The organism is Pontibacterium sp. (assembly GCF_041587635.1).
Lineage (GTDB): Bacteria > Pseudomonadota > Gammaproteobacteria > Pseudomonadales > Balneatricaceae > Pontibacterium.
The window spans coordinates 1-14,374 of sequence record NZ_JBFGYC010000043.1; the positions used below are offsets into that span (position 1 = coordinate 1).

Below are 14,374 nucleotides of genomic sequence, written 5' to 3' on the forward strand. Positions count from 1 at the left end.
CCGCCGCTGCCCATCAGCACCATCCGCCCTACCCGTTCTGGGTGACGAACGACCAGCGCCAGCGTCAGCGAGGCCCCGAAGGAGTTGCCGATAAAATCAGCCTGCGTAATATCCAGCGCATCCATAAAACCGATGATCTGCTCCACCCAGCTGTCCATATGGCGAAACTGATAATCCTCAGGCACATCGGTGTAGCCAAACCCGATCAGATCCGGGGCCAGCACCCGACGAAATTCAGCCAATACGGGAATCGTATTACGCCAGTTAGCCCATGCGGAGACACCCGCACCGGAACCGTGTAACAGCAGCACCGGACGGCCCGCACCCTGATCATGATAGTTCACCGCGAACTGGCCAACCTGAACCGTCTGACCAATTTCGGGTGTTGTTTCTAATGGTGTTGTCACAATGGACTCCTAAGGCTTGAGCTTATACACCCACTTCTTCACGGGTACGGGTCATGCTGTCGATGATGGAGTAGATGATGTTCTCCACCGGCGCGACCATATCTCCAATGTTGCTCACGCCCATCCCACCCAGGCCAGCAGCAAACTCTTCCGGTACATCCGCATCACCAATCCACGGATAACCCACACGCACCAGCGGCACACCCAACTTGTTGATGATCGCAGCATCAGTCTGACCACTGAGCATCGGTGCTCCCGGATATTCTTTGCCCTCCTGATTTTCCCAGGCAGAACGTGCAGACTGCACAATCCAGTGATCTTCCGGTGTCATGGACCCCGGACACGAGGCATACATCTCCCAATCGGCTTCCACCTCAGGGTGACGGGCAACGATGTCTTTCATCGCCTGATCAAACTGATAGCGCACATCAGATGTGGTCTGATGAGGATTACAACGCATATCGATAAACAACTCTGTGGTCGCCGCCGGGAATGCCGGGCGATGCGGCCAACCGGAACGCACCGCTGCGATCCAGCCCTCTGGGGCGATCTGATCGGAGGTGTTTGCTTTGGTGTACTCAGGCAGCCACTGCTCCAGCTCCTGAATCACAGTGGCAGCCGGCACAATGGAGCTGCGGAAACCCGGTGTACCACGCGGAATACCGGAGTACCCCATATCCCCTTTCACGCTGACCTTAAACCAGCACATACCCGGATGCTCGTGATACACCTCGTACCACGGCTTAAAAATAATCCCGAAGTCAGCGGTCACGCCGTGGGTCAGCATATAGCTCACGCCGGTAGAAACACCGTAGTTATTACGCTCTGGCACCATGGACGGCATCCCGCCACCGGCAAACGCCAGTACGATATTACCCTTCAGTGGCACACCCGCATCGATCACGGCATTCACCGCTTCCGCCAGACCCGACACCATCCCTTTTGGATTGGATGACCCCAGCCCAATGACCAGATCATCACGCAGATAACCTTGTGGGCGCATGTCGTCGCGCAGCTCATCACCCACCATCGGCAGATCCTCTTCGCTGCCTTCCAGATGGGTATCAATCGGCGCGTAGAGCAACATGGTTGCCCCTTCACCTGAACCATTCAGTTCACCCACCGCATTGCCGCTGAGTTCATTCACAGGTTGGTATTTCGCGTTAAGACCCATATCAGCCATGTACTGGCTCATAAATTCACTGGCTTCTTTCTCTGCTCCGGTGGGGCTGTGAATATTGACCAGATCCAGATTCAGCTTGCGTAAGCGTTCTTTGTCGACGCAGGCACAGGCTTTGTCGTACCACGCCTGCTGTTCAGGGGTCAGTTGATGCTTAGGATTCATGATGGCTCCTTATTGTTATTCTGCCGTCGCGGGCTTCGCCCACGGAAAAAGGGAGTGTGAAATCGTTGTGGGGATCAGGTCCGCGTCAGCATCTGCAACTTGTCTGCAAAATCGATCAATGCATGGTCCTCACCCAAGGGAGCGATCAGTTGAACGCCCAGTGGCAGGCCGTTACCACCTTGAGCAATCGGAAACGTGATCGCAGGCAATCCCAGTAAGGTCCAGATACGGTTGAACAGCGGATCGCCTGTGCCATCAACCCGCTTGGGTGCGGTCCCGACTGTGGCGGGGGTAATAATAAAATCGGCATCCCGGAACAGCTGCTGCAGCTTATGTGCACAGCGTGCTTTCAAGTTGTGCGCTGCGGCCTCTTCAGCGTTGTTGACCTGCATACCCTGCTCAATCAGCGCCACCAATGGTGCACTGAGCTGATCGCGCTGCTGCGCGTAATGGGTGCTTAATGCACGGCTGGCTTCAACCCCCATAATCTGTTGCTGGGCGGTTAACAGCGCCGCGAAATCCGGCCCCATCTCGTAGTGCTCCAGGTCCGCACCTGCTTGCTGGCAGTCGGCCACAAACTGGTCAAACGCGGTGTGCATTTCGTCGTCGCCCTGCGACCAGAACGGCGTTTTGCATACCAGAATTTTCGGATTCTTCACGGCGTTGGCGATAGGAAGGTGCGGCGCTAATGCGGTCAAAATCAGACGCTGATCGCCCACCGTGCGGGAAAATGTTCCTAACGTGTCCAGCGTAGGGCAGAGAGGAAAGGTGCCGGCCGTGGGTAACACCCCATAACTCGGCTTGAGCCCCACTACACCGTTAAATGCGGCCGGACGAATCACCGAACCAGCTGTTTGAGTACCAATCGAAAACGGCACCTGACCATCCGCCACCGCGGCAGCGGAGCCGCTGGAGGAACCACCCGGGCTGTATTCAGGATTGTGGGGATTCATCGTAGGACCGGCGGTAAAACAGGCAAACTCGGTGCTAACCGTTTTACCCATCACATAGGCACCCGCCTTCTTAAGTGCAGTGACTATTGCCGCATCGCTGGCGGGATGATGGTCTTTATAGATCGGGGAGCCGTAGGTCGTCAGCATGCCTTCGGTATCGATCAGATCCTTCACGGCGACCGGGATTCCTTGCAGCGGTGAATGCCGCACACCCTGCCGAATCTCTTCAGCGGCCTGCCGGGCACGTGCTTGTGCCTGCGCCGGGTCCAGCCAGCTCCAGGCCTGAACCTGCTCATCGCGCGCTGCCACTCGTGTCAGCAACTGCTCCATTATCTCGTCCGCTGACAACCGACCAGAGGCCAGGGCCACTGATGTTTGCGCTACGGACATAAAGCATGACCCATCTTTCATTGATTTAATCTCTATTGAATTTTTATAGTTATTAGATAGTGATTAATTAATAATTACAGCCAAGTCAAGTGCTTTATATATTTGTATAAATAACATACACCCGCTTTTCACAGCTAAAACCGGCTTCAAATATGATCTAAGTCATTGTCCAAACTGGACAAAGGCTCACTTTCTGCTCTCCAAAAGCAAGAAGCAACCTTTCTTAAAAGCCCAGACAGGCACTATCTCATTGCCATAATTATTAATTAAGCAGTTGACATCAATTTTGTTCGTAATGATACTAAATGGACTTTCCATAGACTTTCAATCTATGAGAGAGAAAAATTGCCAAAGTGATCTATTGGCTCTTATAGACCAAAGAACACCGCCTTAGAACAAAAACAAAAAAGGTGAAAAATGGTAGCCGCTCTCAACAAGCTGACACGCCTGGGTGTTGGCGTCAGCCCATGGCTGGTCATTGCCGGACTGCTTTACGTTGGACTCTTTGTAAAACCGGAGCCCGTGGGCAGCACGGTCATTCCTACCGCTATCGAAGCACGCGACCGTTTCTACGGTCTGGTTAACCCTGAGCCTCAGGTTCTTTGGGCCGTGGCTGCTGACGGCAAGATCGTCCGTAGCGATGACGCGGGTCAGAGCTGGCAGGTGCAGGACAGTGGCACGAACGTTCACCTGCAGGACATTGCAGCATGGGACAGCCAGAAGGCGATCATCGTCGGTAATACCGGCGTGGCGATGTACACCGAAAACGGTGGCCAGAGCTGGTGGCAGGCCGATGCACCCCGTAATGATGTCGTTAACAAGCTATTGGACGTGAAGGTCTTTGCCAACGGTGAAGCCTGGGCGGTGGGATCGTTTGGCACCATCATCGTGTCCCACGACTACGGCAAAAGCTGGAAATACGCGCTGGAGCCTGACGACTATATCCTCAATGAGATCACCGAACGCAAAGACGGCGCACTGGTTGCCGTGGGCGAGTTCGGCACCATTCTGCTCTCCGAAGATCGCGGCGAGAGCTGGAAAACCATCCCATCAACCGTTGAAAGCAGCCTGATGACGGTGGACTTTGTGGATGCCCAAACCGGTATCGCCGCAGGGCTGGACGGCATTCTGCTGAAAACCTCCGACGGCGGTCACAGCTGGCAGCGTATCGGCAATCAGTTTGCCAATCTGCCAGAAGCCAAAGCCGCTCCGGGCGTACCGAATGCCAGCAGCTGGCAGGACGTCACCACCGAACACATCTTCACCTTGCGCTGGCATCCATTGCAGGAGCGCTGGTACGGCGCTGGCAGCAAAGGACTGTGGTTGGAAGCCGATGCCGATGGCAGCAACTGGCGCGCGGGTCGTCTGGCCCCGAAAGACCTTTCCTGGCACACCTCGATCGCTCTGACCGATAACGGTGTGATCTATACCGGCCGCAATATTGGCCGCTGGGACGGGACTCGCTGGCAGGTTTATCAGAGCCGCTAACGCCGTTATCACGACCGAATAAGAACAATAAAACCGGGGATTCTTCCATGAGCGAAAATCTGGCCAGTTGGCTGATCCGTTTCCGTGTCTGGGTGGTAGGCGTTGTCTTCCTCGCCACCTTCGCGATGAGCTTTTCAGCCGTCAATATTGACGTAAAAACCGTATTTCAGGATCTGCTACCCAGCGATCACGAATATGTAAAAACTCATAATGAGTTTAAAGACACCTTTGGTGGCTCCAATCTGGTGACCATCATGGTGGAGGTGGAAGACGGCGACATCTTCCAGCCTGAAGTGCTGGGGGTGGTGAACAACCTGACCCGCGAACTGCAGAAAGTCAGTGCGGTTAACCCGTTTCAGATCATCTCGCTGGCATCCAAGAAACTGAAGGAGGTTAAAGCCTCCACCGAAGGCATCGAAACCAAACCGCTGATGTGGCCGGAGATTCCGGAAACGGATGCCGAGCTACAGGAGCTGCGCGAAAAGGTTCTGCGTAACTCCTTGGTTTACGGGCCTTATGTCTCCGAAGACCTGACGTCTACGCTGATCACGGTCGACTTTATCGATCGCCTGCTGGATTACGAAACAGCCTTTGAAGAGATCAACGGGCTGGTTAATAACGTCAGCGTACCCGGCGTTAAAGTCCGTGTTGTGGGTGACCCGATTCTCTACGGCTGGGTGAACCACTACCTGCCGGAAACACTGAATCTGGTTTTGCTCGCAGGTCTTATACTCGTCCTGATGCTGTTTGTCCTCAACCGTACTTGGCGCGGCACGATCCTGCCGATCATCTCCGGTGCGGTCAGCGCCATCTGGGCGCTGGGTATTTCCAATCTGATGGGCATCCATTTTGATCCTCTGGTTATCGTGATTGCGATGTTGATCACGGCCCGTGCGGTCTCGCATTCGGTGCAGATCATCACCCGCTTTAACGAAGAAGTGGAGCAGATCGAAGACGGTTCTGAAGAAGCAGGGGCCGCTGCGCATTCGACCTTATCTGAGCTGCTACGCCCCGGCATGCTGGGGATCGCTACCGATGCCTGCTGTGTGGCGGTTGTTGCACTAAGCCCCATCCCTCTGCTGCAGAAACTGGCCCTGCTCGCCGTTGTTTGGGTCGGCACAGTCGCCATCAGCTCCGTCTTGCTGACGCCGGTTCTGCTGTCATGGGTTAAGCACCCGCGCGGTTACGCGCATCCGATTAACGTGAGCTGGTTGATGCACCGGGTACTGGACCTGTGCCATTGGGTTGTGGTCAGCCGCATGCGTTATGTCATGTTGATCTGGACCGCCATTGTCTTTCTGGGTTGCGGTTACTACGCGCTTAACCTGAAAGTCGGCGATGCCAATCCTGGCTCACCGATCCTCTGGCAAGACTCCGCCTACAATCTGGATTCCGCAGCTATCAATGAGAAATTCCAGGGGGCAGACCGCATGTTTATTGTGGTCGGGGGTGATGAGGAAAACCTCGCGAAGAAACCGGAAGTGCTGAAGAGCCTGCAGGAGTTCCAGCGCTTTATCGAAGTGCAGCCGGAAGTGGGAGGCACCTTGTCCGTCAGCGATATCTTACCGGCGGTCAACCGTACCTTGCGTGAAGGTAACCCACGCTTTGAAGAGCTGGGATCGACGCAGGATATCAACGGTGAGCTGCTCTACATGTTTGAAGCCGGTGCTGAACCGGGCGACATGGATCGCTACGTTGATACGGCTCGCGCCAACGCCTCTGTCACATTGTTCTTCCGTGACCGTCAGGGCGAAACCATCCGCACCACTATTGCCCGTATCAAAGAGTTTGTCGCCGAACAGAATCTGGACGGCGCGGAGTACAAGTTAGCCGGTGGCCTGATCGGCGTCATCGCAGCCGTGAACGAGGTGATTCTCTCCGGTCAGCTGCAATCCATCGCACTGGCGTTACTGGTGTTGGTGGTGCTCTGCACGCTGGTTTACCGCTCTTCGATGGCCGGTATGTTCTTCATGGTACCGGTGGTGCTCTCCAACACCGTGACCTTCAGCTTTATGGCGTACATGGGTATCGGCATGAACATCAACACCGTTCCGGTGGCCGCATTGGGCATCGGTTTGGGAGTGGATTACGCGCTGTATATCTGTGACCGCATCAAACAGGAACTGCGGACAGGGGCCGACGACCTGACTGCAATTGAACGTGCTCTGCATAGCTCAGGTAAGGGTGTGATGATTACGGCTTTCGTGCTCATCGTATCTGTGCTGCTGGTGTATCAAAGTTCGCTCAAGTTCCAGGCAGAGATGGGTCTACTGGTAGCCCTGTGGCTGACAGTTTCCGCCTTCACTGCACTCTTTGTAATGCCAGCAATGGCTTACATCTTTAAACCCGCCTTTATCTACGGTAATCGACAGGATGCCGTGTAAAAGAAAACGTGATGAGGTGATCATGAATAATAAGAATAAATGCAAGTCTCTCGGCCTGGCAGTCGCAGTCGCAATGGGGATCTCCTCCATGCCTGCGCAGGCTTCTTACGAACTGGGACCGGTCCAGCTGGATGGATTTATCCGCCAGCACATGTCCTGGAATCTGGACGAACCGATTGGTCCCGGTGGTCCGATGGACGCCAAAGGAGACATGTCGATGAACCGCACCACTCTGCAGCTAGAGTGGAATGCGGCACTGACCGATGACGTTGCGTTCATCGGTGTGGCCCGTGCAGTCCGTGAGCAAACCACCTCCTACGGTGGCGATCTCAACAGCGGCGGAGCGTTTGGCAATCAGGGTCCACGTGATTACTACGACGAAGAGGAATTGCGTGAAGCCTATCTGGACATTTTCCTTACCGATCGTGTTCAGCTGAAACTGGGTAAGCAGCAAGTCGCATGGGGTGAGAGTGACTTCTTTCAGGCACTGGATATGATCCACGGTTTTGATTACCGCTGGCGTTCATTTCTGGAACCGGCCAACGAAGATCTGCGTAAACCGTTGATCATGGCCAATGCCATCATCGACATCCCTGAAGCCGATGGTCAGCTGCAGCTGCTTTACCGTCCGGGTTGGGATAACGATGACCAGATCGGCAACAGCTACGATATCGAAGGTGGCCGTTGGTCCAACGCGCCGTATAAAACCGTCGATTTCCCAGGTGCGACGCCGTACTCCTACGATCACCCGGATGCCGATACCGACGATGCTACATACGGCATCCGCTGGAACGGCACCTATAACGATCTGGGTTACTCCCTCGCCTATCTACGTACCTTCAACCCGGATCCGGTGATGAACGCCAACCCGGCCTTTGCCAATGCCAGTGCATTTAACGGAGCCTACACCAGCAATCAGGCGACGACCTTCGGTGAAGTTATTTTCCCGACAATCGATGTCCTGGGTTTCACCCTGAACGGCTACTCCGAAGCGGGTGATTTCGTCTGGAGTACGGAGTTTGCGTACATCAAGGATGCGCCATTTAACGTGGGTGATTCCAACGGTGCATTTGCGCCGGGCGACTGTAAAACCGTACTGGACGGGTTCTGCGGTATCGAACAGAGCGACGTGCTGCGCACCATGTTCCGTATCGATAAAAACCTGGCCTTTACCCAAGACCTGCTAGGCACCGAGAAACCCGCGTTCTTCTCCACTCAGCTGTTTAATACCTGGGTACTGGATCATCAGGACGGTATGAAACTGCTAGTTGGCCAGCCAGAAAACCGCAAAGAACACAGCTCCCTGCTGACGTTTATTTTGGGCACAAGCTATATGAACGGCCGTGTCACACCTGAGCTGGTCACCGGTTTTGACCTGACATACGGCGGCGGTTTTGCCGTACCAAGTGTGACCTACACCGTAGGTGATCACTGGCGTATCAAGGGTGAGCTGGATCTGTTCTTCGACGACGGTGCACAGCGTAACTTCGGCGATATGCAGGCGCAGGACAGCAGCTTGTTTGGTTGGTTTAAAGGCAACGATCAGGCTGCCGTGACCGTGACCTATCAGTTCTAAACACCAAGGTTTGAGGGTGAAGATTATGAAATTTAAAAAGACACTGCTCAGCAGTATCGCCGCTTCCCTGCTGGCAATGAGTGCTTCTGCGGCCATGGCGGCAGAAGTAAAAGAAGGTACGGTGATCAACGCAGCTAATATCGACCAGCTGTCAGAGGACACCTTTGAAGGTCACAAGATCAAAGATCTGCTGACTGAAAAAATCGAGTGGCGTATCCGTACCAGTGGCTTAGAACTGCCGCTGGTGCACTCCCAGAAAGTGGAGATGGACGCCAAATGGATTGCCCGTTCACAGGCCAACGTCGGCAACGCCAAAATCAATCCGGCGACCCGTCAGGTTGAAGGCTGGACCGGCGGTGCACCGTTCCCGAATGTTGATGATAAAGATCCGGCCGCAGCCGAAAAGATCATCTGGAACTGGTACTACGGCAACCCACGCGGTGATGTGATGAACGTACCGAACGTGGCTTACGTGATGATCGATGGCGACTCCGGCATCGAACGTATCCAGAACTGGAAGTTTATCCGTTACACCATGAACGGCCGCCTGACCGGTGATAGCGCCTCTGACGGTGATGGCACAGAACTGAGCCGCACCTTGTTCTTCGCGACAGCACCGCGTGATATCAAAGGTCTGGGTACGTTCTCTATCCGTCACGACTCCGACAAAATGGAAGATATCTGGGCCTATATCCGCGCGGTACGCCGGACCCGTCGTTTGTCCGGTGGTGCATGGATGGACCCAATCGGTGGTACGGATCAGTTGTCCGATGACATCGAGATCTTCAACGCTAACCCATCCTGGTACAAAGGCTACAAGCTGATCGGCAAACGTCACATTCTGGCGTCAGCCCACGGCAAGCACAGTGCCTGGAAAAAGGGTGCCGATGATCAGAAAGCCGAGTTCCCAACGCTTGATCTGGATAACGCACCGTACTGGAACTTCTCCAAAGATAACTACGAGCCGCGTGAAGTTTACGTGATCGAAGCAACCACCCCGGATGAGCACCCGTACTCGAAGAAGATTTTGTACGTTGATACCCAGTATCCACGTATTCATATCGGCGAAGCGTACGACAAAAAAGGTGAATTCTGGAAGATGTTCCAGGTCCACTCCTACCCAGGTACGGGTGAAGACGGCTTCCGTGATGTGCGTACTACATCCGGTGTGACCATCGACTTTAAGCGTAACCACGCCACTGTGTTCTTCCCGGATACCGATACGTGGAGCACCAACACCGCAGGCATGGATGCAGACGACGTCAGTCTGTCTTCCCTGCGTAAAGGTGCACGCTAAGACGACGGCTAACGTCACTTAGTACGAGGCAAAAGAAACCTCCCCCGATCCCCCTTCACTGCGGCTTGTGAGAGCCGTAGCGGGGGCGGTTTTGCCTGAAATCGGGCTTGAAGCGGCTATGACACGCCTCCGGCTCTATTTCAGACAGAACCCTTACCCTGAATTTAACCCGCGCAGCCCTCTGAATCGGCTGCCAGACAGGAGCGAACACCATGAGCGACTCCCCAGAGATTGCCAACACGCTCGACCTCGGCGATATGCAGGTCAACTATCACGATCAGGGCGAAGGCCGTCCGGTGATTTTGCTGCACGGTTCCGGCGCAGGCGTCACTGCGTGGGCCAACTGGCGTAATGCGATTCCAATGCTGTCCGAGTTCCGTCGTGTTTTGGCACCGGATCTGGTGGGCTTTGGTTACACCGAATGTGCCGACGATTATGAATACGAGCATATGGAATCCTGGATCAGCCAGATCATCCGGTTTATGGATGCACTGGATATCGAGCAAGCCGACTTTATCGGTAACTCATTTGGCGGCTCATTGTCGCTGGCACTAGCGGTCAAATACCCGGAACGGGTCGGTCGTATGGTGCTGATGGGCAGCGGCGGGCAACCATTCACGGTCAGCGAGAACCTGATGAAGCTATGGGGCTACAAGCCCTCTATGGCGGCGATGAAAGAGATCCTCGGCATCATGGCCTTTGATCAGTCTATCGCCACTGATGAGCTGGCTGAGCTGCGTTACAACGCCACCATGCGTCCCGGCTTTCAGGAACGTTTCGAGCGTGTATTCCCACAACCGTATCAGCGTTGGGCCGATAAGCAGGTGGTATCCGATGCTGATCTGGCAGGCATCGAGCAGCAGGTACTGATCGTGCATGGCCGTGATGACCGCGTCGTACCGGTATCTGTATCCGAAAGCCTGTTCAAAAAGATCCCGAACGCCCAGATGCACCTGTTCGGTAATTGCGGCCACTGGACTCAGATCGAGCAAGGTCCGCGTTTTAACCATTTAGTCCTGCAGTTCCTGCAGGAAGAGGCGTAACAACCATTGCGCGTGATTAAGCAGCGATAAACACGCCGGAACGGTGCCGAAACCCGGTTCCGGTCGTCTGCCTAATCTGCGCTTGTCATGCTTCCCCGTGCCATTTCAGACCGGAGATATTCGTATGCGTGCAGATATTCAGCTGACCGATACTGCTCAGGATTACCTGAGCCAAGTAGCCACCAACGAGGACAATCCCGATCTTCGCATCGGTGTCAGCCATCCCGGCACCTCGCTGTCACAGGCATTTATCACCTTCAACAAAGAAACCACCGACGATGACGAAGTTCATCAATACGGCGATTTTAATCTCAGATACAGCCGCAGCCTGGCCCTTTTTATCGACGGATTGGCGATCAATTACCGCACCAATCGCATGGGCGGCAACCTGCATCTGAAAGCCCCCAATATCAAAACCATGCCTGATTTACCGGCCGATGCGGACCTGTCTTTAAAAGTCTCCGCCATCCTTGAAGGCCACGTAAACCCTGCGCTGGCGGAACATCAGGGCGGCGTCGCTGTGGATCGTATTGAAGGAGAATCCGTCTACCTGAAGTTTGGCGGGAACTGTCTGGGTTGTGGCAACGCTGAACGCACACTGGTCGATTTTGTTGAGAAGACGCTGAAAGAGCATCTGCCCGAAATCGAAACCGTCTCTGACGTCACCCGGCACTAAATTTTCCATAATTATTAATTTTTATTTCTTTTTTCGATTGAATTTCTATCGACTTTCAATCTAATATTTAGACAAACGCATCTGGCGTTGCCGAAAATCTCAAAATAAAAACAATTTGTGAGGAAACTTCGATGGCTTTTGATAAGAAAAAAGCACGCGTGGCCAACGATAAGGGCACCAAGAAGCAGTACCAGCCATACATGGAAGCCGAGTGGGGCTTCATCAACCATTGGTATCCAGCCGCGTTCAGTGATGAACTGCCTGAAGGCGAAGTGAAAGGCATTCAGATTGCGGGCGTTCCTATCGTTCTGCGTCGTGCCAAAGGCACCGTGCATGCCCTGCTGGATCAGTGTCTGCACCGCGGGGTACGTTTCTCTGCCAAGCCGATGTGCCTGAACGACGAAACCATCACCTGCTGGTACCACGGTTTCACCTTTAATCTGGACGACGGCGAACTGAGCACCATCGTCGCCGCACCGGACGACAAACTGATCGGTACCACCGGTATTCAGAAATTTGCCGTGGAAGAAGTGAACGGCATGATCTTCGTATTTGTTTGCGAAGAGGACTGGGACGAAGAGATCCCACCGCTGAAAAACGATCTGCCGATCCGTTTCCCGGAAAACAACGACAAATTCCCGCATCCGCTGTGGCCTGACACCCCATCCATTCTGGACGACGGTGTCATCATCCGCGGTATGCACCGCACGGGTAACGCTAACTGGCGTCTGGCCTGTGAAAACGGTTTTGATGCCGGTCACCTGCTGATCCACCGCGATAACGCGATTGTGCAGGCCAAAGAGTGGGCAGTACCTCTGGGTATCAAACCGCTGGATGATCAGGCGATTGCGATCATCGAGGACGAAGACGGTCCTCAGGGTTTCCTCAACCGTTACTTCACTGACTCCTATGAGCCGATTCTGGAAAACCCGATTCTGGATATCAAAGCCTACGGTCAGAATCCGAAATACTTCCGTACTTCCATGTTTATGCCAGGCGTATTGATGGTAGAGAACTGGCCGGAAGAGCACGTTGTACAGTACGAGTGGTACATCCCTATCACCGATGACACCTACGAATACTGGGAAGTGCTGGTGAAGAAGTGCAACACCGAAGAGGAGAAGAAGGAGTTCGATTACCGCTTCGAAAACCTCTATAAGCCGATGTGTCTGGAAGGTTTCAACGACTGTGACCTGATGGCGCGTGACGCGATGCAGAACTTCTACGCAGACGGCACCGGTTGGGATGATGAGCAGCTGGCCGACATGGATGCTTCCGTCATCGTATGGCGTAAATGTGCCTCCAACTTCAACCGCGGTATCGCTCAGCCACCACGTGGCGTGAACGGCGCGAAGAAAGGTCAGAGTAAAGATCTGGCAGCGGCAGCACTGGGTGACTGGCCGGGCATGGATGCCTACGCCACAGGCCGTAAGTACGACAAGAGCTGATCCACGCTCTATCTGAGGCGCTGCTTGTCGGCGCTTCCCGGAAGGCTTTCCCTAAGAAGCCCGACGATAGAGGTTGTGTGATCACGCATGTGCGGTCACACAACCTCGCTTCCAATAATAAGAAAATCGGAGGACATATTATGTCTTCAGCCGAAGCAGTTGCTGTGCAGGAAGTGACGTCTAAAGTCACCTATCGTTTTAATGATGGCGTTGAATTCGAAGCGGTCTCTGGCGAGGGTGAGTCCCTGTTGGATGTGGCACGCAATAACGAAGTCCCGATCGTCCATCAATGTCTCACCGGCAGCTGTGCCAGCTGCATCTGTCGTGTCGAAACCGGCGACGTTTCCATGGACAGTGACCGTGTTATGTCTCTGTTACCGAGCGAAGCACGCGAAGGTTTCCGCCTGACCTGCACTGCGTATGCCGATACAGATTGCGTAGTCGATCTCGATTACCCAAGCACCTTTTCCGAAGACCACGCCGCCAGCCAAAGTGTCATCACCATCGAAGCGCTGGAATGGGTTAACCACAACACCGTACGCATCACCGCTGAACTGGATGATGATGCCGAGATGGAAAACTTTGAAGCCGGTCAGTATGTACAGCTGAAAGTACCGGGCACTGAAGAGTGGCGCTCCTATTCCATGTCCAGCACCGTGCGTGATCTGCCGGAACTGACCTTCTACATCCGTGTGCTCGATGACGGCGTGATGTCCAACTACCTGCGTGACCACGCCGCAGTTGGCGATACGCTTGAGATCGACGGCCCGTACGGCGTGTTCTATCTGCGTGAAGAGAAAGTCCCGCAGATTATGATTGCAGGCGGTACCGGCCTGGCACCGATGATGTCGATGATCGACACCCTGCGCCTGTCCAACTTCCGTCGCAAACCGGTCATTCTGGCTTTTGGCTGCTCCTTCGAAAAAGACCTGTTTGCACAGGACGAGCTGGAGCTGCGTGGCAACTGGATGCGTAACCTGGATGTCCGCACCTGTGTCTCCCGTCCGGAAGGCGACTGGGATGGTCTGAATATGCGGGCCCAGTATTCGATTACCGAAGACGATATCACCGAAGACACCATCGCTTACCTGTGTGGACCGCCGGCCATGAACGAAGCCGCGCGTGAACATCTGGAAGAGCTGGGTGTGAAAGGTGAAAACATTCACGTCGAGCTGTTTGATACCGCTCACGCGTAAGTTATCCACAGCGCAATCGGAGGGTTGATCTCTACCGGTGTTCCCGATTTCGCTGTACCTAAACCGATCTCTCGAAAAACAACAATAAGAGCAATAAGAGGGCTTTATCATGGCCGGAGTAACCAAACTCGCCTATCTGGGCTTTAACGTGGCCGATGTATCCCAGTGGCG

Annotated in this window: 11 protein-coding genes and 1 pseudogene; 9 read left to right on the top strand and 3 right to left on the bottom strand. The window is 54.2% G+C overall.

The features are described 5' to 3' along the window. The 3 genes from ABYW01_RS04195 to ABYW01_RS04205 all read right to left on the bottom strand — a co-directional run. On the bottom strand, positions 1-407 hold a 407-nt coding region (locus tag ABYW01_RS04195), incomplete at its 3' end, for an alpha/beta fold hydrolase (protein ID WP_372831274.1). A 22-nt stretch (positions 408-429) separates the two neighbouring features. Continuing rightward, complete coding sequence (locus tag ABYW01_RS04200) at positions 430-1,752, bottom strand: M20 family metallopeptidase (protein ID WP_372831275.1); 1,323 nt, start codon at positions 1,750-1,752, stop codon at positions 430-432. Positions 1,753-1,826: 74 nt separating this feature from the next. Continuing rightward, entirely contained in the window at positions 1,827-3,095 is a 1,269-nt protein-coding gene (locus ABYW01_RS04205; protein WP_372831276.1) for an amidase, read from the bottom strand. Positions 3,096-3,512: 417 nt separating this feature from the next. Here ABYW01_RS04205 and ABYW01_RS04210 point away from each other — a divergent pair, with 417 nt between their 5' ends. The 9 genes and pseudogenes from ABYW01_RS04210 to ABYW01_RS04250 all read left to right on the top strand — a co-directional run bounded on the left by ABYW01_RS04210 (position 3,513) and on the right by ABYW01_RS04250 (position 14,203). Next, positions 3,513-4,583 (top strand): YCF48-related protein, encoded by a 1,071-nt coding sequence (locus ABYW01_RS04210; protein WP_372831277.1) that lies wholly within the window; start codon positions 3,513-3,515, stop codon positions 4,581-4,583. A gap of 47 nt (positions 4,584-4,630) precedes the next feature. Next, entirely contained in the window at positions 4,631-6,967 is a 2,337-nt protein-coding gene (locus tag ABYW01_RS04215; RefSeq protein WP_372831278.1) for an RND family transporter, read from the top strand. A gap of 22 nt (positions 6,968-6,989) precedes the next feature. Beyond that, the gene (locus ABYW01_RS04220) at positions 6,990-8,543 is read left to right on the top strand and encodes a DUF1302 family protein (protein WP_372831279.1); all 1,554 of its coding nucleotides are present in this window, start codon (positions 6,990-6,992) and stop codon (positions 8,541-8,543) included. 25 nt (positions 8,544-8,568) lie between these two features. Then, complete coding sequence (locus tag ABYW01_RS04225) at positions 8,569-9,840, top strand: DUF1329 domain-containing protein (RefSeq protein ID WP_372831280.1); 1,272 nt, start codon at positions 8,569-8,571, stop codon at positions 9,838-9,840. 212 nt (positions 9,841-10,052) lie between these two features. Continuing rightward, the gene (locus ABYW01_RS04230; protein WP_193954738.1) at positions 10,053-10,883 is read left to right on the top strand and encodes an alpha/beta fold hydrolase; all 831 of its coding nucleotides are present in this window, start codon (positions 10,053-10,055) and stop codon (positions 10,881-10,883) included. Positions 10,884-11,007: 124 nt separating this feature from the next. Beyond that, complete coding sequence (locus ABYW01_RS04235; RefSeq protein ID WP_372831281.1) at positions 11,008-11,559, top strand: NifU family protein; 552 nt, start codon at positions 11,008-11,010, stop codon at positions 11,557-11,559. 200 nt (positions 11,560-11,759) lie between these two features. Next, positions 11,760-12,017: pseudogene (locus tag ABYW01_RS04240) on the top strand (Rieske 2Fe-2S domain-containing protein); the annotation flags it as partial. An 81-nt stretch (positions 12,018-12,098) separates the two neighbouring features. Further along, positions 12,099-13,007, top strand: coding sequence for a hypothetical protein (locus ABYW01_RS04245; protein WP_371871892.1), 909 nt, complete (start codon positions 12,099-12,101; stop codon positions 13,005-13,007). Positions 13,008-13,147: 140 nt separating this feature from the next. Further along, positions 13,148-14,203 (top strand): FAD-binding oxidoreductase, encoded by a 1,056-nt coding sequence (locus tag ABYW01_RS04250; RefSeq protein ID WP_372831282.1) that lies wholly within the window; start codon positions 13,148-13,150, stop codon positions 14,201-14,203. Positions 14,204-14,374 lie beyond the last annotated feature (171 nt).

Excerpts from the sequence above, each read along its gene's own strand:
- ABYW01_RS04250 (WP_372831282.1), top strand. The coding sequence starts at position 13,148 with ATGTCTTCAGCCGAAGCAGTTGCTGTGCAGGAAGTGACGTCTAAAGTC.
- ABYW01_RS04200 (WP_372831275.1), bottom strand. The coding sequence starts at position 1,752 with ATGAATCCTAAGCATCAACTGACCCCTGAACAGCAGGCGTGGTACGAC.
- ABYW01_RS04220 (WP_372831279.1), top strand. The coding sequence starts at position 6,990 with ATGAATAATAAGAATAAATGCAAGTCTCTCGGCCTGGCAGTCGCAGTC.
- ABYW01_RS04210 (WP_372831277.1), top strand. The coding sequence starts at position 3,513 with ATGGTAGCCGCTCTCAACAAGCTGACACGCCTGGGTGTTGGCGTCAGC.
- ABYW01_RS04205 (WP_372831276.1), bottom strand. The coding sequence starts at position 3,095 with ATGTCCGTAGCGCAAACATCAGTGGCCCTGGCCTCTGGTCGGTTGTCA.
- ABYW01_RS04235 (WP_372831281.1), top strand. The coding sequence starts at position 11,008 with ATGCGTGCAGATATTCAGCTGACCGATACTGCTCAGGATTACCTGAGC.
- ABYW01_RS04225 (WP_372831280.1), top strand. The coding sequence starts at position 8,569 with ATGAAATTTAAAAAGACACTGCTCAGCAGTATCGCCGCTTCCCTGCTG.
- ABYW01_RS04230 (WP_193954738.1), top strand. The coding sequence starts at position 10,053 with ATGAGCGACTCCCCAGAGATTGCCAACACGCTCGACCTCGGCGATATG.
- ABYW01_RS04245 (WP_371871892.1), top strand. The coding sequence starts at position 12,099 with ATGATCTTCGTATTTGTTTGCGAAGAGGACTGGGACGAAGAGATCCCA.
- ABYW01_RS04215 (WP_372831278.1), top strand. The coding sequence starts at position 4,631 with ATGAGCGAAAATCTGGCCAGTTGGCTGATCCGTTTCCGTGTCTGGGTG.